Source organism: Runella sp. R5_40 (assembly GCF_057652295.1).
Map to the genome: position 1 here is coordinate 129,769 of NZ_JBYFCH010000018.1, position 17,281 is coordinate 147,049.

A 17,281-nucleotide genomic window follows, 5' to 3' on the forward strand; every position below is an offset into this window, starting at 1 on the left:
CACCGCCCATGAAAATCGTCTGTATTTCTGACACGCACAACCTCCATCGAGCGATGTCTGTCCCCGACGGGGATATTCTCATTCACGCTGGCGATATTACCGTGGCTGGCGATGCACGTGAAGTAGCCGATTTTAATACTTGGCTAGGCACATTACCTCACAAACATAAAGTCGTGGTAGCTGGTAACCACGACTTTTGTTTTTTACTCTCCTAAATACGACAATTGGGCATTTCCTGAGTCACGCCTCCTTCTCTCGATTTCAATGGGACGTAGTACGAAGTGCCATTGTTATTGAACTATAGCACTTCGTAAAGCAAACGATGCTTGTTTATCATAAGCTACATAACATACCCCCAATACCAACAAAGCAGTTAGGGGCACTGCCAAAACGCCAGTGAAACCATCGACCGCGATAAAACTGACTGCGGCACAAATAAAATCAATGGCAAAACCCGCAAAAGCCCATTCCTTAATACGTCTCGGTAGGAATGGCAGCAGAATAACTAACCCTCCCAGAAACTTAAAAATATTCAGCATGAGAGCAAAATAAGGCGGGTAGCCCAAGTGTTGCATAACCTGTCGGCTTTCTTCCGAATTGATGGTAAAGAGCGGCATTAGACCTTGGGTAATAAAAAGTAGGGCAGCTGTTGTCCAAAAGGTTATTTTCATTGTTTTCATGACCGTTTTGTTAATTTTAGTTGGGTTGGTAATTTATCATTCAATTAATGCCAAATTTATTGCCATAAAGGGTGGAGTTATAGCCGCGTCTCCAAGTACTGATCCAAATTTTCGAGTGCCATAGAAAAGCCTTCTTTAAAGCCCATTTCAACCACTTTTTCGAGGTCGCTCAGTGAATCGTACGAAATCGTAATCTCAACGAGGGTTGTTTTGTTGGCCTTTTCTGCAAACACATTGTTCCATAATGAACGCGGAAAATCTTGCACGACAGCCCCATTTTCGTCACAAAAGGCATCGAGCCCCGAAAAGCTTTTTTTAGGCTCTACTTTTTGATAATCGGCCCTGCACCAATGCACTTCGTTTTCGGGTGAAATCATACAATAGTGCCAATACCCTCCTTCTGAAAAGTCCATGCTTTTGGTTTGGGTACGATACGGCTTCGGCGCCCACCAAAGGTCGAGCAGTTCGGGATTTGTCCACGCTTCCCAAACCAAATCCAAATCTGCGGCAAACTCGCGTTTTACCTGAATAGTGTTGTTTGCCTTGTTTACCGAAAAATCAAAAAGAAAACGGGTGCTCATTGCTGTTTTTGTTTTTTTAAGGTTGATAATACTTCGTCTAATTGAGAAAATCGGCCTTTCCAAATCTTCCTTATTTGGTTGAGCCATTGGTCTATTTTATTCATGATTGCTCATAATTTTAAACAAAAAGAAACCATTTGGTTGCAAATATAATACACAACCAAATGGTTGCAAATTTTTTTGTATTTTTTTGTGAGGCCAATGATTTTCAAAAAGCACTAGCTTGCATTTGGAAGAATACATTATTGTACTTTTTATATAGGATAAGCCATCAAACAACCCAAGAAAGTGGCGTTTCTTTATGTGCCCAGCGTAGAAGGAAGTATTATTGATTCAAGCCCAATCTTGGTAGTAATCTTGGTATTTACGGAGAAGCTATTTTTTCGCAACTTGGCTATTTTAGTACAGTTTTACCTATAAAATCTCAATTTCTGCTCTAAATATTTTGATTTTTTACAAAAAACTCGTATATTGTTCGTTTCAAGTAAAATACAATTGTATAAGCCATAAAGCATTTGTTTCTTTTTTAAGCTGTTTCTCAGCCAACTAACAGCCTCCGAAACAAAAAGTGTTTACCGAGTTCGTCTCGATTATGTAGGCCCATACAAACTTACTATTTCTATCACTATTCTAAGTCAACCATTACGCAATTTTTGATTTTCAACCTAGGTTGACAGGTACTCTTTTACATTTTTTTAAACCATCCACCCCAAAGCACAGCTATGGAATTGTATTATTCATTCTCGGTTCTCATTGTGTTAGCATCAGTTTTTGCTTACATCAATCTCCGTTTTCTAAAGCTCCCTCCTACCATTGGCATCATGGTCATGGCCATTCTCGTATCCATTATTTTACGATTCGCGGGGCATTGGCTTTTTCCAACTACTACCCAAAAACTCCTCAAACTCCTCACCGAATTTGACTTTACGGGAGTTTTGATGGGGGCAATGCTAAATTTTCTGCTTTTTGCAGGAGCTATTCACGTCAACTTTGCCGATTTGAAGGAGCATCGCCTTCCTATTCTCACTTTTTCAACCATCAGTGTTATCATTTCCACCTTTATCATTGGTGGCGTTTTGTTCTATGGTCTTCCTTTATTCGGCCTTGAATTACCGTTTTTGTATTGCTTGCTGTTTGGGTCACTGATTTCTCCTACCGACCCCATTGCCGTTTTGGGCATTCTCAAAAAAGCCAACGTTCCCAAATCGCTCGAAACAAAAATCGCAGGGGAGTCACTTTTTAATGATGGCGTCGCCGTTGTGTTGTTTGCCGTGATTTTGGAATTGACACAGGCTCCCACCATCGACATTTCGCTGGGGTCTATCAGTTGGCTACTCGCAAAGGAAGCATTAGGCGGCTTACTGCTTGGGGTATTGCTCGGTTTTACGGCTTCTAAAGCCATCAAAGGAATCGACGATTACATCGTTTCGGTACTTATTACCCTATCAGTCGTGATGGGAGGCTACCTCATTGCGCAGGCGACCCACACGTCGGGGCCGCTAACGATGGTCGCAGCAGGGCTTATTATTGGAAATTACGGTAAAAAAGCCGCTATGAGCGACGAAACCAAAGACTATCTGACAAAATTCTGGGAGCTAAACGACGAAATTCTGAATGCGATTTTGTTCTTATTCATGGGATTTGAGTTGTTACTCATTCCAGACCTGAAACTGAACACCTACTCCGTCGTATCAGCTATGGCTATTGTTGTCGTTCTTTTTGCGCGTTTTTTATCTATCTGGTTGCCTTCGCTCATTGTTCCTTTCAAGCTCAACAAAGGCTCACTCACCATGCTTGTCTGGGGAGGGTTACGCGGCGGGGTTTCTATCGCTTTGGTACTTGCCATTGGCGCTAACCCCTACAAAGATTTATTATTGCAAATGACCTACTTCGTGGTGGTCTTCTCTATTATTTTCCAGGGACTAACTTTGGGAAAAATGTCGGGAAAAGTACTCAACCGAGTAGTGTCTAACTAACCGTCATTAAAGTAAAACGCCTCGGGTATATTCTCCGAGGCGTTTGGTTTAATACTTAATTACCCATTTTCCAATGGTTGTTCCCGACTCCAGCTGGGCGTGGGCTTGCTTGAGCGTTTCGGCCGATAATCCGTGAAGGATGTGGGTATGCGTATGAAACAACACTCCTTCGTCGAGTAGCTGTGCCACACGGTTAAGAATATGATGCTGTTCAATCATATCGTCGGTTTGGTAGGTCGAACGGGTGTACATAAACTCCCACGAAAAGCTCACACTCTTACTTTTGAGTTTATTGAGCGCCACAGGTACGGCGCTGCCCGTAATCGAAGCAATGTATCCTTGTGGCTTGATGAGCTCGGCCATGGCATCCCAATAGCCGTTGTTATCCACAAAATCAACGATAAAATCGACAAACTGAAACCCTGCACCGCGCACTTCCTCTACCAAATTTCGGTGGTTAACAACCACATCAGCTCCCATTTTTTGGCACCATTCGATGGTTTCTGGGCGCGAGGCTGTGGCAATCACTTTCAATCCTAGGACTTTTTTGGCAATTTGAATAGCAATCGACCCTACGCCTCCCGCTCCTCCAATGATGAGCAAGGTTTTGTTTTGATCGCGCTCGGCCGAAAGCCGCATACGGTCAAAAAAGATTTCCCAAGCCGTCAGTACCGTCAAGGGCATGGCCGCCGCTGCTTCGTCGGCCAACGTGGACGGCTGCTTGCCTACAATCCGCTCGTCAATCAATTGGTATTCTGAATTACTTCCTGGCTTGGTGATGTCTCCTGCGTAATAAACTTTATCACCGACACTAAACAAACTTACGTTTTCTCCTACAGCTTCTACCACTCCTGCCGCATCCCACCCAATGATTTTGGGCGTATCTAATACGGTACCTTTGGCGGAATTTTGTCGTATTTTAAAATCAACGGGATTGACCGAAATGGCGCTTATTTTTACCAATAATTCGTGGCCGCTGGGCTGAGGTTTCGCGGTTTCAAATTCAATAAAACTCTCCTCTTCCGAGATGGGCAACGATGTTTTAAATCCTACTGCTTTCATTGTGTGTGCGTTTGTTTTGGGGATTCTTCATGTAAGTATGTAAGGAGGAAGTAAGGGCGGAAGTTCAACCTAAACACAGGCTACCCACAACAGCCCTGCCCCTACATCGACTGTGGTAAGGAGCATTTGATCGTCTTTTCTGATTAATTGAATAAATTCAAGCACTTCAGAAGCGTGTGAGATGACGTTATCAACCACCAATACGGCGCCTTTGGTACGAATCAGCAAACGGCGTAAATCAGGCCAATAGTTTTTATAGAATGCCCGTTCGGCATCCAGAAAAATAAGGTCATACTTAGGCTCAGCATGTTGCAAAAACTCTTGCGCGTCGATGGTCAGGCAGGTAGTATGGGCTAGAAAGCCAAACTTTTCGAGCGATGCTTGAGCCAATTGCGTTCGTTGCGGCTCTATTTCAATCGTAGTGAGGTGTCCGCCCGTACTTTTAAGGGCATCGGCAAACCAAAGTGTTGAATATCCATTAGAAGTTCCTATTTCTAATAAAGCCTTGGTTTGCTGACCTCGAATAAGCATCGAAATCAGCAACGCCGACTGTGGTTCAAGATTTCGCCACCTGTCTAGTCGATTAGGTTTTTGTTCATCCTCCAATTTTAAGGTCGTGTAGAGGTGCTCCAATTGAGAAAAAAAAGCCTTATTCATGCGTGAAAACGAGTTATTTTTTTCGTCCTACAAACCGTATTACCGAGCCAATTCCATTGTGGTAAAGCCCTTCTGTCAATTCAATGGCTTTTTCTTCCAATTCGATGATTTCATAATTGGCAAAATCGGCTTCGATTTCTTCTATCGAATACAGCATTTCTATTTCCCTTGGCCCACCCACTTTTTCGTTTTTTGCAACGTATTCAAGGTGTTTTTTACTAAATGCCTCAAAAATAATGATACCCCCTCGACGCAAATAGCCGTCTAGTAATAGGTGGTACGGTGATTTCATTTGGGCAGGAAAATGGGCATAAATGAGCGCAATAGCATCAAATTGCTCGGGTTGGTAATGGAGTTGTTCTAATAGCCCTACTTCGTAATCTATTGTTACTTGATACTTTTCGGCCAACTGTAAGGCTTTTTTTTGCCCTTCTTTACTTACATCAAAAGCCCAAGTTTGCCAGCCCAATGTTGCGGCAAAAACTGCGTTTCGACCTTCTCCTTCGGCAGGGAATAAGATGTTGCCTGGCGAAAATTTTTGTAATTGTTCTTTCAAATAATCGTTAGGCATTTCTCCATACGCATATTCTGACTGACCATAGCGGTCGTTCCAGCGTTCAACCCATGCTTCTTCCATTTTGTGTTTTTTTGAGGCGATTATTAGCTAGTTGAGTAAGTGATAAAACGAGCTATTCGTTCCCAAAATACTATCAATTTAGAGAAATTGGGCAAAAGCCAAACCTCTCGAAAGTTGGAAACTTTCGAGAGGTTCTTTCGCTATTTCCACGCCTGTCTTCGCCCGACCATCCACACAAACTGAATAAAATTAAATTCCATTTGGTCAAACATTACTTTTTTCCCTTCGGCCTTGAGGTGGAGGTTGGGCGTATAGCGAAGGTTGGTACGCAACAACCACGTTTCCGAACGGCTAATGCGAATATCCCAACCAAAAATCACTCCTAATGCTACTTTTTTGGCTTCGTATGATTTAGAGACGCCGTTGTCGGTATCCGTAAATCGCAAGTCTTCGTAGGCTAAAGTAGGGCCTACGTAAGGTACAAAACCGTGGTAATCGCCCAAAAATTTGTAGGTTTCAAAAGTGTAGGAACGGCGTTCGTAATTGAGGTGTACGCCGTAACCGCTCATGCCATAGCCTAATTTACGGTACGAAACGCCCACATTGGCATCCGCTTTGTGAAAGTAACGTCCTGCGGCAATGTCAGGAATCAAACTTCCTGGGCTTTCTTGCTTTAAAAATGGGTACTTATCTTTAACGTATTCTGATTTTGAGATTTCAAACGAGCTTGATGGACCAATTCCTACGTACCAGCAGTTCAAGCGGTTGCGGGATTGTAGTTTTTTTACACCCATTTTCATGTACTTTTCGCCGTATTTAGAAGCCAGCCCTCCGTTGGAATTAATCCAATAACTGAGTCCGACATTGAACGACCAAGGCGATACATCCAATGCTCCGTACTGGGTACGAGACAGTGGATATTGGAAACTGGTATGACGCTGGTAGTTGAGCCCCGCTTGAAACAATACTTTTTTGGTGGCATACACGGCACCTGCTTGAAAGGGAAAGGTAGTTTTGGCCACCGACGGCACTGTGGTATAGGTTTTATTGGGTTCGTTGGAGATTTGAGCGAAACTGAATCCTTTTAAAGCTACTCCTACGAAGGGCCGTAATTTTCCTTCTTTGATAGCCCACGGAAAAAAACGTGCGCCCGTTTCTACGCCTTCGTTGTAGGAAACATTGGCCAATTCGGCGGGGATTTTTTTGCCAAATTGAGCTACAGGAATGGAGACGTAAAAATCAGCGTGTCCCCAAAAGTGCGTCCCGCCCAATAAAATACGGGGTGAGGTAGTTCCCCCAAAATCAACCGATGACAGGCCGTTCGGGGTGAGGTATTGCGTCGTTCCGCCCGTGGTCGTAAAAGCGTCTATGCCAAAGTAAGATTTGGCAAATGACGTCCGAACTTTTAAGCGTTCTACCGTTGTGTCCTTTTCAGCGGTTTGCGCATACGCCGAGAAGGAATGAAGTACCGAACAAGCGGCAATAGTAAAAAGAGTTCTTTTGAAAGTGGCTGTTAGGTTCAATAAAGCTTCCATAAAAAAACGGGTTTGTGTTTTGACTGACACAAACGTAGAAGCTCAAAAATGGTTGTCCAAAAAAAAGGGACGTTTGCCTAGGTTTTGGGACAAATGACCCATTTTGGGGCTTTTATCCCCTATTTTGGGACGAATGACAAGCTATTTTTTGAAATAATCAGCCATCAAATCGGTGTAACGGCGGGCAACGGGCAGCGGATAACCCACGTTTTTGAGTTGTAATTTGTAGCCTTGGGCATTGCCCGTGATTTTGGTTACTTGTTTTAAATTAACAATAAATGAGCGATGACACCGCACGATGTCGCTGTTTTGAATCTGTTCTTCTAATCGACTGAGACTACTCCGAATCAGCATTTTTTGAAGGGTATTTTCCTTTAGAAACACCACTTCCGAATAGTTACTAGCCGACTCGATAAACAACAATTCGTCGGGCGAAAGGCTAAAGGTGTCTTTGAGATTTTCGGCAATTAGCGTAATTGTTTCCAGCGACGCAGGGGCGGGTTGTTCTTCCGTATCTGTTTTAACCGACAGTTTGTCGGTTGCGTATTTGCGCTGCAAACGGGTATAATCAAGCAACGTAATGATGGTCGTGGGAATGATGCCAATGGCTACCGTAATGCCTATCCAAACAAACAGTTCTTTTATCCGAAACGAACTCACAAAAAACCATTGGCTATAGAGCCAGTTTCCGACCGAAATGATGACTAAGATTAACAAAACCCCCAGAATTTCTTTCCCGACCGTCCAGTTTGCTTCCGAATACCAACGTTTGAACAAAAGCGGCATGGTCAGGCTAATGCCCGACAGGCACAAAAAAGTCACAAGCCCATATCCTGCCAAAATCAGGTTTTTATCGGGATGTTGCCAATACGAAGCCCCAAAAGGTTGAAAAACAATCAAAAATAGGGCAATAAAGCACCCTGCGCCTGCCGAAACCAAGAGCCAATAGCGAGAAAATAGCGCGTTGTGCGGGTAGGGTTGTGAAAGTAATGAAGTCATAAGATACAGAAAAAAAAGCCACTCCGAGGAATGGCTTTTTTATGAAGATGGTGTAAAAAATTACACTCCCTGTGAAGTCAATTTAGCGCCTAAGTATTCGCGGTTGAGGCGAGCGATGTGCTCCAAAGAGATTTCTTTAGGACACTCTGCCGAGCAAGCACCTGTGTTGGTACACGAGCCAAAGCCTTCTTCGTCCATTTGCGCTACCATACGCTCTACGCGCATTTTACGCTCTGGCTGACCTTGTGGCAACAACGCAAATTGTGATACTTTGGCCGACACGAATAGCATCGCGGAAGCATTTTGACAAGCCGCTACGCAAGCGCCACAGCCGATACACGCCGCTGCTGCAAATGCTTCGTCGGCGTCTTCTTTGGCAATTGGAATGCTGTTTGCATCTTGTGCATTGCCCGTATTGACCGATACGAACCCACCTGCCGCTTGGATGCGATCAAAGGCAGCACGATCAACCACCAAGTCTTTGATAACAGGGAAAGCTTTGGCGCGCCAAGGCTCTACCACGATGGTGTCGCCGTCGCTAAAGCTACGCATGTGCAACTGGCAAGTGGTAATACCACCTTTGGGGCCGTGTGGACGGCCGTTGATGTACATGCTGCACATTCCACAGATACCTTCGCGGCAATCGTGGTCGAAAGCGATAGGTTCTTTGCCTTCCCCAATGAGTTGTTCGTTCAACACGTCGAACATCTCTAAGAATGACATATCGGGCGAAATACCAGCAACTTGGTACGTTTCGATTTTCCCTTCTGTTTTTTTATTTTTTTGTCTCCACACCTTCAAGGTGAGATTCATATTTCCGTGACTCATTTGAATTTGAAAATTTGAAAATTTGAAAATTTGAAAATCGCAATGGCAAGCCCTCTGGGCAGCTCCGCGTTAAAAATCATCCTTTTGAGGTACCAATGATTTTAGCCAATATTTTCATAATCTGGTTAACCTCATCCAATAGCATTTCACAATTAGGATAATTGGTCGCATGTTGGCAAAGAACCAACCAGTATTCTGTTTCATCAGCTTCTTTCGCGGCTACTTTCATTTTGTGAATAAAATCAGCTTTACTCTCGGCATTTTGAGCCTCTCTGACATTTGCGCCAATTGAAGTCGCCGATTTTAAAAGCTGATTACTTATCACATACTTTCGTTTTTCCTCTAGCAATTCACAGAATGTGATAATTTGAAGTGAAAATTGTAGCGTCTTAGTCACTATTACATTTTCTTTATCATTTCTCATTTTCAAATTATCACATTTTCAAATTACCTCATTATTTATAACTCCGCTGAGCAATCTTGATGTTTTCATACACCAAATCCTCTTTGTGGAGTTCCCATTGGCTTTCACCTTGGTGTTCCCACGCCGCTACGTACATGTAGTTTTCGTCATCGCGAAGTGCCTCACCTTCTTCGGTTTGGTATTCTTCGCGGAAGTGACCACCACACGATTCGTTGCGGTTGAGGGCATCGCGACACATCAATTCACCCAACTCAATGAAGTCAGCCACGCGGCCAGCTTTGTCAAGTTCAGGGTTAAATTCATCGACATCACCCATTACGCGAACATCAGACCAGAATTCCTTTTTCAATGCTTGGATTTCTGAGATAGCCTCTTTCAAACCAGCTTCGTTACGTGCCATACCGCACTTATCCCACATGATTTTTCCTAAACGCTTGTGGAATGCTTCTGGCGAGGTTTTTCCTTGAATAGAAACAAGTTTCGTAATACGGTCTTTTACTTGTTTTTCGGCTTCCACAAACGCAGGGTGGTCAGTAGAAATCGCGTTGGTACGGATTTCGTTGGCCAAATAAGCTCCGATTGTGTAAGGAATCACGAAGTATCCATCGGCCAAGCCTTGCATCAAGGCACTTGCTCCGAGGCGGTTGGCACCGTGATCAGAGAAGTTAGCTTCTCCTAGTGCGTACAAACCTGGTACAGTTGTCATCAAGTTATAATCCACCCAAAGGCCACCCATGGTATAGTGAACCGCAGGATAAATACGCATTGGCACTTCGTAGGGATCTTCGCCTGTGATTTGTTTGTACATGTCAAACAAGTTACCGTATTTCTCTTTTACCACGGCTTTACCGAGTTCGGTAATCTTTTCAGCCGACGCGTCATGGAGGTTCAATTTGTTCACTTCGCCTTTTCCATAGCGCTGAATCGCCGCCGAATAGTCGAGATAAACCGCCATTTTCGACGTTCCTACGCCATAGCCCGCATCACAACGCTCTTTGGCGGCACGCGAGGCAATGTCACGAGGTACAAGGTTACCAAACGCAGGGTAGCGACGCTCCAAGTAATAATCACGCTCGTCTTCTGGAATTTGGTCCGCAGGGCGGGTATCATTTTTCTTTTTAGGTACCCAAATACGGCCGTCGTTACGCAAAGATTCCGACATCAACGTCAGTTTCGACTGGTGGTCACCCGAAACAGGAATACAAGTTGGGTGAATTTGTGTGAAGCAAGGGTTTCCGAAGAACGCTCCTTTTTTGTGTGCTTTCCACGCCGCCGTTACGTTGGAGCCCATGGCGTTGGTTGAAAGGTAAAATACGTTTCCGTAGCCTCCTGAACACAGCAACACCGCATGGCCAAAGTGACGCTCTACTTCACCCGTTACGAGGTTACGCGCAATAATCCCACGGCATTTGCCGTCAATCACTACGACGTCGAGCATTTCGTGACGCGAGTACATTTTTACCGTACCCAATCCTACTTGGCGTTGAAGCCCCGAATAAGCTCCCAAAAGAAGCTGTTGGCCCGTCTGACCAGCGGCGTAGAAGGTACGCTGTACTTGGGTACCACCAAACGAACGGTTTGACAACAAACCGCCGTACTCACGGGCAAAAGGTACACCTTGCGCTACGCATTGGTCAATGATTGAAGCTGATACCTGTGCCAAGCGATAAACGTTTCCTTCGCGAGCGCGGTAGTCACCTCCTTTGATGGTATCATAAAACAAACGATAGGTAGAGTCACCGTCGTTTTGATAGTTTTTAGCAGCATTGATTCCCCCTTGGGCGGCGATTGAGTGCGCACGGCGGGCAGAATCTTGAAAACAAAAAGCTTTCACAGAATATCCTAGTTCGGCCAACGTCGCAGCAGCTGACGCTCCTGCCAAACCAGTTCCTACAACGATAATTTCGAGTTTCCGCTTGTTGGCGGGGTTGACGAGCGCTACCGTAGAGCGGTACTTTGTCCACTTACTTTCAAGCAGCCCATCGGGGATTTTGGCGTCCAATTTTGGTGATGTTGCCATATTTTCTAATTTGAAAATTGAAAAATTCGATAATTTGAAAATGATGTAATAGTGAGAACTTGGTTGTGCTTCATTAGCACATTTTCAAATTCTCAAATGGGCACATTCATCATCACATGCTCTTGAAAAAGAAGTACAAAGGCATCAAAGCGAAACCAATTGGAAGGATGATACCAAATACCCCAACGCCCAAGAAATTGAGTAAAGGGTTGTACTTAGAGTGATTGATTCCCAACGTTTGGAAAGCACTCTTAAAGCCATGCACCAAGTGAAACGACACAGCAAACATAGAAAGCACGTAGAAAAGTACTAAAATTGGGTTTTTGAACCCTTCCATTACGCTACGGTACAAGTCTTTCACGATTACCACGCGCGTTTGGTTTTCTTCACGTACAAATTCCTCCATTTTGCCTTTGATTTCACCTTCGAAAGGAGTAGCTACGACTTCACCAGTGACGAGGTTTTGCTCATACTGCGTGTAAGGCACGTATCCAAACTTGTATTCAAACCAGAAGTTTGACATGTGAACGACGATAAACACAAGCAAAATAGTACCAAGCAGCGCCATACTGCGCGAAAACCATGAACTATTTGCTTTTCCGTTAGAAACCACATAGCGCTGATTTCCACGCGCTTGACGGTTTTGTTTTGCCAAATACAAACCTTCAAAGGCGTGTAATAAAATGAGCGCGTACAGGCCGTACGAAACCGTTTTGATGAGGGGGTTGGTGGTCATAAAAACGGCATAGACATTGAAGGCCAAGCCGTCATCATGTTTGAACAACTGTAAATTTCCACTCATGTGAACAATCAGAAAAGAGCATAAAAACAAGCCAGAAAGGGCCATGACCAACTTTTTTCCAATTGAGCTTGATAGTGTTTGAGTAACCCAAGACATATCTAAGTTTTTTAAATTAAAACGATGATTATTACTATTTTCAGCGGTCAAAAGTAGGTCTCAATTAATTTAGAAACAATCTAAAATTAAACTTTTTTTGCTAATTAGCAATAGTCATTTAAAGCACAAATTTGTAACTGAGTGTGTCATTTTTTTGTTTTAGCATCAAGCACAAAAAATACGTCTCTAAAAAAGAAAGCGGTGGAAAAAGCAATAAAATTTACACCATTTTCCTGAAATATTCGTTTTAAAAATACTATTTGCAGACCACTAGCTGCAATCGACACTGTACCCAATCATACCCCATAGTTACCCATGAGGAATTTGACACTACGTATTCTACTTCTTTGGTTGTGCATTTGTAGTGCATACTATTCTTATGCCACGCACGTTCGCGCGGGCGAGATTACAGCAAGTCGCATCTCCGACCGAGATCTTACTTATAGGCTAACCCTCACGACCTACCATGATGAAATTGGGGGGCGCATGGCCAGCGAAGGCCAAAACGACGTGACGTTCTGTATTCGTCCTTTCAACGGAGGGGCAGGAACCACATTGCTGGTTGAACGGACTGGACGAGCGCCCATCAACGTAGCAACTACGATCAACACTTTCAGTAAGCCGTTTACGTTTTCTTCCCCTGGGGTATATGTCATTTCAGTGGGTATTGAAAACCGCAACGATGGCGTAGTTAATATGTCTAACTCAGTCAATACGCCGTTTTACGTAGAAACTGTCTTGGTTATCAATGCCTCTCTAGGGCTCAATCGCACGCCCGTCATGCTCAACCCTCCTTTGGATTCAGCACGTACTGGCCAAAAATTCTGCCATAACCCTGCGGCTTTTGATGCCGATGGCGATAGCCTTTCTTATCGTCTTTCTATTCCAAAACAAGGAACTCCAGGAACCTGTATCAACCGCAACGTAAATGGGTATCGTGATCCTGCCCTTGGCGTAGATCCTGATGCAAAAAACGAATTACAAAATGCCCCAGCTACCTTCACCATCGACCCCATTACGGGAGATTTGTGCTGGGATGCTCCTGCTAGGACAGGGATTTATAATGTTGCTTTTATTATTGAAGAATGGCGCGACGGCGTCAAGATTGGTGAGGTAGTCCGAGATATGCAAATTGTAGTAGCCGATGGTCCCAACCGACGGCCACTGCTCGACCCCATTGCGAATGTGTGTGTAGAAGCAGGGCAAATCGCCTCCCAAACAGCCCGTGCTACCGACCCCGACAATAATCGTCTGATATTTTCGGCATACGGAGGAGTCTTTAACTTAGACCCCCAAGGAAAACCGATTAGTCCTCCTTTGATTGCGACCGACTATGCCACATTTACCCCATCGGTGAGCCAATCGCAAGCCTCTCCTGCCGTAGGAACGTTTCGTTGGCTGACCAATTGCAACCACGTTCGTGAAGCGCCTTACGATGTCGTTATCAAGGTCGAAGATTTACCTGGACGTAATCAAATTCAATTGGCTTCGCTCGAATCGTTTTCCATTCGGGTTGTTGCCCCCAAACCTTCTGGCCTTACAGCCACCCCATCCACGGGCACAGCCGCAGGCTTTACGCTTACTTGGACTTCCTATCGCTGCCAGCTACCTGGAGCTCAAATGGTTATTTATCGAAAAGAAGGATGTTCGGGTGGAACTTTCAGCGGATGTACCAACCCAGGTGACCCACTTGCTTTGGGCTATACTGAGGTAGGGCGCGTTCCTGTCAATGCTACTACTTTTACTGATGACAACAACGGTCTTGGTTTGAGAAGAGGCGGTGTTCAGTACAGCTACCGTATTCGTGTAGCATACGCCCTTCCACAGGGCGGATTCAGCCCACTTTCGGACGAAACGTGCTTAGACCTACCTGCGCAAACCCCTGTGCTCACCAACGTAACCGTGGATACAACCAGCACAAACCGAGGTGTTATTACGGTAAAATGGACTCGTCCGCCGTTTAAAGCAAGCGATGTCCCTGGCCCTTACCAATATCGGTTGTCGAGAGCAACAGGCTTAAATGGCACCGACTTCACCCTTATTGCCACCATCAATACCAACTTAGACGCTACGGTTGATACCATTTATGTGGATCGTAACCTCAATACAGTTCAAAACGGCTATCGCTACCGTTTAGAGTTTTTCCATACCCTCAACGGTACGCTCACGAGTCTCGGAGTTACGGAGGCCGCCAGCAGCGTTCGTTTATCTGTTGCTCCTGCCAACCAAGGCTTACGCCTCAACTGGCAAGCAGTAGTGCCTTGGCGCAACGAAAACCAACGACACCGCGTGTATCGGGAAGTTAGAAATCGCCCAGGTACGTTTAACCTCATCGCGGAAGTGTCTGTGCAAAGTGCAAGCACCTTTACTTATATCGACGATGGTACCGATCGTTTTACAGCAGATGGTACGCACACGATCAAACTCTCGACCGATTCTACGTACTGCTACCGCGTTGAAACGGTAGGCACTTACGATAGCCCTCGGATTAGAGTGGGGCAACTGTATAATTTCTCGCAAATTGTGTGTGCCGCTCCCGCCGATAGCACCAAACCTTGCCCACCCGTTTTGACCATTGATGCCCTCAATTGTGATAACCCTACAGGACTTGAATGTGCCTCTTCGGTCGTTAACAATACCCTCAACTGGACTTACCCTGTCAGAGATTCCAACAACCAAGAATGTGCGGCTGCGGTTAGCTACAATGTTTATTTTACCCGTTATCCAGAAGATCCTTTTACTAAAGTAGGACAAACTACTGCCCCAACAACCACCTTCAGACATACGGGGCTAGACTCCTACGCGGGCTGTTATTACGTGACAGCAGTCAGTCGTTTTGGTACTGAAAGTGCTAAGAGTAATACCGTTTGTAACGACAACTGTACGTCACTAAAATTACCCAACGTGTTTACGCCTAATGGTGACGGCAAAAACGACTTGTTTACCCCACTCTCTTGTACTGCCTTTATCGAAACCATCACGTTTGTGGTATATAACCGTTGGGGAACGAAGGTATTTGAAAGTAACAATCCAACTATCAATTGGGATGGCAAAACGTCGGATGGCCAAGACTTGCCTTCAGGAACCTATTACTATCAAGTAACCGTTACCTTCAAAACTTTGCAAAAAACCAGCGAACCCCTCACTTTAAAAGGATGGATTCAGCTGATTAAATAAGATTAGGACAAAACCTATGAAGCTGCGGGAAACTTCAGCTTCATAGGTTTCATGCAATAATTAAAAGGAGGAAATTCGACACTCGTCATTCACTCATTCGACACTCTTTTCCAATGGATATTATTTTCTTTGATGGAGTATGCAACTTTTGCAATGCAAGTGTCAATTTTATCATTACTCATGATTCGACACATCGTTATCGTTTCGCGTCGCTTCAATCCGAATTAGGCCAGAAAACGCTTCAAGAAAATGGGTATTCAACCGTTGAATTGAACACTATCCTTCTGCTTCGCAACGGAAAACTCTACCAGAAGTCAACAGCAGCCTTAGAAATTGCCCGTTATCTCAAAAGCTGGTCATGGTTGTATGGCTTTATTGTTCTTCCCCGCTTTATTCGAGACGCTTTCTATGGGCTTGTTGCCCGTAACCGATACCGAATTTTTGGAAAATCAGAAAGTTGCCGCATTCCTACTCCCGAAGAACGCTCCTTGTTTATTGTTTGATAGTTTGGGGCAAGCCTTGTATGTTTGCACTCACATTGCCCCATTCAACGATCAAACTAAACTCCCTCTTGGGGGCGGAGGGCTTCTAAAAATCAATGAAAGCATACGTATTTCCTGGCCAAGGTTCGCAGTTTAGCGGCATGGGCAAAGACCTCTACGAAAACAATGCTCAAGCGCGCGCGCTCTTCGATAAAGCCAACGAAATTTTAGGATTTGAGATAACCAAGGTCATGTTTGAAGGAACCGACGAAGAACTCAAACAAACCAATGTTACTCAACCTGCGATTTTCCTACACTCCGTTATTTTGGCTTCGACCGTCGCCGATTTTGCACCCGAGATGGTAGCAGGCCACTCGCTTGGGGAATTTTCTGCTCTGGTAGCGGCAGGCGCATTGTCGTTCGACGACGCCCTTCGGTTGGTCGCTCAGCGTGCGGCTGCCATGCAACGCGCCTGTGAGCTAACGCCATCCACCATGGCAGCCGTACTCGGGCTTGACGACGAAAAAATCGAGCAAATCTGCGCTTCGGTAGAAGGTGAAGTCGTGGTAGCGGCCAATTTCAACTGCCCAGGGCAAGTAGTTATCTCAGGCTCACACGAAGGAGTTCGTTTGGCTGGTGAAAAGCTCAAAGAAGCAGGTGCCAAACGCGTGTTGCCACTTCCTGTAGGTGGAGCATTCCACTCACCACTGATGGAGCCTGCCCGCGAAGAATTGGCAGCGGCCATTGAAAACACGCAATTCACCGAACCACGTTGCCCTATTTACCAAAATGTAAACGCCCAAGCTGCTACCGACGTTACAACAATCAAAGCCAACCTCATTTCACAGCTCACGGCTCCAGTACGCTGGACGCAATCGGTGAAAAACATGGTAGCAGATGGCGCAACCGAGTTTGTGGAATGTGGACCAGGTAAAGTTCTTCAAGGATTGGTTAAAAAAATCGCCCCTGAAGCAGCAACAGCGGCGGTTTAAGCAAAAAAAATATTTACACAAAGCCGCTGAATATCAAGCGAAAGGCGTTTTTTGAAAAATTTATTCTCATTTTTTTTCCAAAAAACGCTTGACACGTAACCAAGAAAGCCGTACTTTTGCACCACCAAAACGGAATTGGTGGATGGTGTAATGGTAACACAGAAGATTTTGGTTCTTTTATTCAGGGTTCGAGTCCTTGTCCGCCAACCGAAGCCTCTCAAGCAATTGAGAGGCTTTTTTGTTTATTGACCTACCCCTAGCTGTGGGCAAAAAACAAAAAACCCCGACGAAAAAGCATCGGGGCTACTAAGGTATAAAAACGGATCAAGTTCAAAATTTGTGGAGAGCGTTGTATTTTTTTAGGTTTGTGTTTTAATCAAACCTGTCTGTTTT

16 protein-coding genes and 1 tRNA gene are annotated in these 17,281 nt (G+C 44.8%); 6 read left to right on the top strand and 11 right to left on the bottom strand.

Annotated features, from left to right (window positions below; all coding sequences use genetic code 11):
• The first annotated feature begins 8 nt into the window (after positions 1–8).
• Positions 9–215, top strand: coding sequence for a metallophosphoesterase (locus AC23N5_RS23750; protein WP_183971110.1), 207 nt, complete (start codon positions 9–11; stop codon positions 213–215).
• Positions 216–290: 75 nt separating this feature from the next.
• On the opposite strand, the gene AC23N5_RS23755 is transcribed toward AC23N5_RS23750, so the two are convergent.
• Both AC23N5_RS23755 and AC23N5_RS23760 read right to left on the bottom strand, forming a co-directional pair.
• The gene (locus AC23N5_RS23755; RefSeq protein ID WP_221225527.1) at positions 291–671 is read right to left on the bottom strand and encodes a DoxX family protein; all 381 of its coding nucleotides are present in this window, start codon (positions 669–671) and stop codon (positions 291–293) included.
• 86 nt (positions 672–757) lie between these two features.
• On the bottom strand, positions 758–1,261 hold the full coding sequence (locus AC23N5_RS23760; RefSeq protein ID WP_183971108.1) for an SRPBCC family protein: 504 nt from the start codon (positions 1,259–1,261) through the stop codon (positions 758–760).
• Positions 1,262–1,983: 722 nt separating this feature from the next.
• On the opposite strand from AC23N5_RS23760, the gene AC23N5_RS23765 reads away from it, so the two are divergent.
• Positions 1,984–3,237 (top strand): cation:proton antiporter, encoded by a 1,254-nt coding sequence (locus tag AC23N5_RS23765; protein WP_487757526.1) that lies wholly within the window; start codon positions 1,984–1,986, stop codon positions 3,235–3,237.
• 48 nt (positions 3,238–3,285) lie between these two features.
• Here AC23N5_RS23765 and AC23N5_RS23770 read toward each other — a convergent pair whose 3' ends face one another.
• From AC23N5_RS23770 to AC23N5_RS23810, 9 genes are all read right to left on the bottom strand, one after another.
• Positions 3,286–4,299: a zinc-binding alcohol dehydrogenase family protein gene (locus AC23N5_RS23770; RefSeq protein WP_487757527.1), complete on the bottom strand. Its 1,014-nt coding sequence runs from the start codon at positions 4,297–4,299 to the stop codon at positions 3,286–3,288.
• Positions 4,300–4,368: 69 nt separating this feature from the next.
• Entirely contained in the window at positions 4,369–4,956 is a 588-nt protein-coding gene (locus AC23N5_RS23775) for an O-methyltransferase (RefSeq protein ID WP_183971105.1), read from the bottom strand.
• 13 nt (positions 4,957–4,969) lie between these two features.
• Entirely contained in the window at positions 4,970–5,593 is a 624-nt protein-coding gene (locus tag AC23N5_RS23780) for a class I SAM-dependent methyltransferase (protein WP_487757528.1), read from the bottom strand.
• A 140-nt stretch (positions 5,594–5,733) separates the two neighbouring features.
• Positions 5,734–7,068: a hypothetical protein gene (locus tag AC23N5_RS23785; protein WP_487757529.1), complete on the bottom strand. Its 1,335-nt coding sequence runs from the start codon at positions 7,066–7,068 to the stop codon at positions 5,734–5,736.
• Positions 7,069–7,209: 141 nt separating this feature from the next.
• Complete coding sequence (locus tag AC23N5_RS23790; RefSeq protein ID WP_487757530.1) at positions 7,210–8,067, bottom strand: LytR/AlgR family response regulator transcription factor; 858 nt, start codon at positions 8,065–8,067, stop codon at positions 7,210–7,212.
• Between the two features lie 60 nt (positions 8,068–8,127).
• Entirely contained in the window at positions 8,128–8,880 is a 753-nt protein-coding gene (locus AC23N5_RS23795) for a succinate dehydrogenase/fumarate reductase iron-sulfur subunit (RefSeq protein ID WP_221225544.1), read from the bottom strand.
• A gap of 91 nt (positions 8,881–8,971) precedes the next feature.
• A complete protein-coding gene (locus AC23N5_RS23800; RefSeq protein ID WP_487757531.1) occupies positions 8,972–9,319 on the bottom strand; it encodes a four helix bundle protein in 348 nt (115 codons plus the stop codon).
• Between the two features lie 31 nt (positions 9,320–9,350).
• The gene (locus tag AC23N5_RS23805; protein ID WP_487757532.1) at positions 9,351–11,339 is read right to left on the bottom strand and encodes a fumarate reductase/succinate dehydrogenase flavoprotein subunit; all 1,989 of its coding nucleotides are present in this window, start codon (positions 11,337–11,339) and stop codon (positions 9,351–9,353) included.
• Between the two features lie 112 nt (positions 11,340–11,451).
• Positions 11,452–12,237, bottom strand: a complete 786-nt coding sequence (locus AC23N5_RS23810; RefSeq protein WP_487757533.1) for a succinate dehydrogenase cytochrome b subunit — start codon at positions 12,235–12,237, stop codon at positions 11,452–11,454.
• A gap of 315 nt (positions 12,238–12,552) precedes the next feature.
• Between AC23N5_RS23810 and AC23N5_RS23815 the strand changes: the two genes are divergently transcribed.
• The 4 genes from AC23N5_RS23815 (at position 12,553) to AC23N5_RS23830 (ending at position 17,095) form a co-directional block, all read left to right on the top strand.
• Positions 12,553–15,414, top strand: coding sequence for a T9SS type B sorting domain-containing protein (locus AC23N5_RS23815; protein WP_487757534.1), 2,862 nt, complete (start codon positions 12,553–12,555; stop codon positions 15,412–15,414).
• 113 nt (positions 15,415–15,527) lie between these two features.
• Positions 15,528–15,917, top strand: a complete 390-nt coding sequence (locus tag AC23N5_RS23820) for a thiol-disulfide oxidoreductase DCC family protein (protein WP_487757535.1) — start codon at positions 15,528–15,530, stop codon at positions 15,915–15,917.
• Positions 15,918–16,012: 95 nt separating this feature from the next.
• Positions 16,013–16,888, top strand: a complete 876-nt coding sequence (gene fabD, locus AC23N5_RS23825; RefSeq protein ID WP_487757536.1) for an ACP S-malonyltransferase — start codon at positions 16,013–16,015, stop codon at positions 16,886–16,888.
• 136 nt (positions 16,889–17,024) lie between these two features.
• Positions 17,025–17,095: transfer RNA gene (locus tag AC23N5_RS23830), tRNA-Gln, on the top strand.
• Positions 17,096–17,281: the final 186 nt, after the last annotated feature.

Bases quoted from the DNA above. Each gene is read 5' to 3' on its own strand.
- AC23N5_RS23800 (WP_487757531.1), bottom strand. From the start codon at position 9,319: ATGAGAAATGATAAAGAAAATGTAATAGTGACTAAGACGCTACAATTT.
- AC23N5_RS23790 (WP_487757530.1), bottom strand. From the start codon at position 8,067: ATGACTTCATTACTTTCACAACCCTACCCGCACAACGCGCTATTTTCT.
- AC23N5_RS23765 (WP_487757526.1), top strand. From the start codon at position 1,984: ATGGAATTGTATTATTCATTCTCGGTTCTCATTGTGTTAGCATCAGTT.
- fabD (WP_487757536.1), top strand. From the start codon at position 16,013: ATGAAAGCATACGTATTTCCTGGCCAAGGTTCGCAGTTTAGCGGCATG.
- AC23N5_RS23810 (WP_487757533.1), bottom strand. From the start codon at position 12,237: ATGTCTTGGGTTACTCAAACACTATCAAGCTCAATTGGAAAAAAGTTG.
- AC23N5_RS23780 (WP_487757528.1), bottom strand. From the start codon at position 5,593: ATGGAAGAAGCATGGGTTGAACGCTGGAACGACCGCTATGGTCAGTCA.
- AC23N5_RS23805 (WP_487757532.1), bottom strand. From the start codon at position 11,339: ATGGCAACATCACCAAAATTGGACGCCAAAATCCCCGATGGGCTGCTT.
- AC23N5_RS23755 (WP_221225527.1), bottom strand. From the start codon at position 671: ATGAAAATAACCTTTTGGACAACAGCTGCCCTACTTTTTATTACCCAA.
- AC23N5_RS23770 (WP_487757527.1), bottom strand. From the start codon at position 4,299: ATGAAAGCAGTAGGATTTAAAACATCGTTGCCCATCTCGGAAGAGGAG.
- AC23N5_RS23795 (WP_221225544.1), bottom strand. From the start codon at position 8,880: ATGAATCTCACCTTGAAGGTGTGGAGACAAAAAAATAAAAAAACAGAA.
- AC23N5_RS23760 (WP_183971108.1), bottom strand. From the start codon at position 1,261: ATGAGCACCCGTTTTCTTTTTGATTTTTCGGTAAACAAGGCAAACAAC.
- AC23N5_RS23815 (WP_487757534.1), top strand. From the start codon at position 12,553: ATGAGGAATTTGACACTACGTATTCTACTTCTTTGGTTGTGCATTTGT.
- AC23N5_RS23750 (WP_183971110.1), top strand. From the start codon at position 9: ATGAAAATCGTCTGTATTTCTGACACGCACAACCTCCATCGAGCGATG.
- AC23N5_RS23785 (WP_487757529.1), bottom strand. From the start codon at position 7,068: ATGGAAGCTTTATTGAACCTAACAGCCACTTTCAAAAGAACTCTTTTT.
- AC23N5_RS23820 (WP_487757535.1), top strand. From the start codon at position 15,528: ATGGATATTATTTTCTTTGATGGAGTATGCAACTTTTGCAATGCAAGT.
- AC23N5_RS23775 (WP_183971105.1), bottom strand. From the start codon at position 4,956: ATGAATAAGGCTTTTTTTTCTCAATTGGAGCACCTCTACACGACCTTA.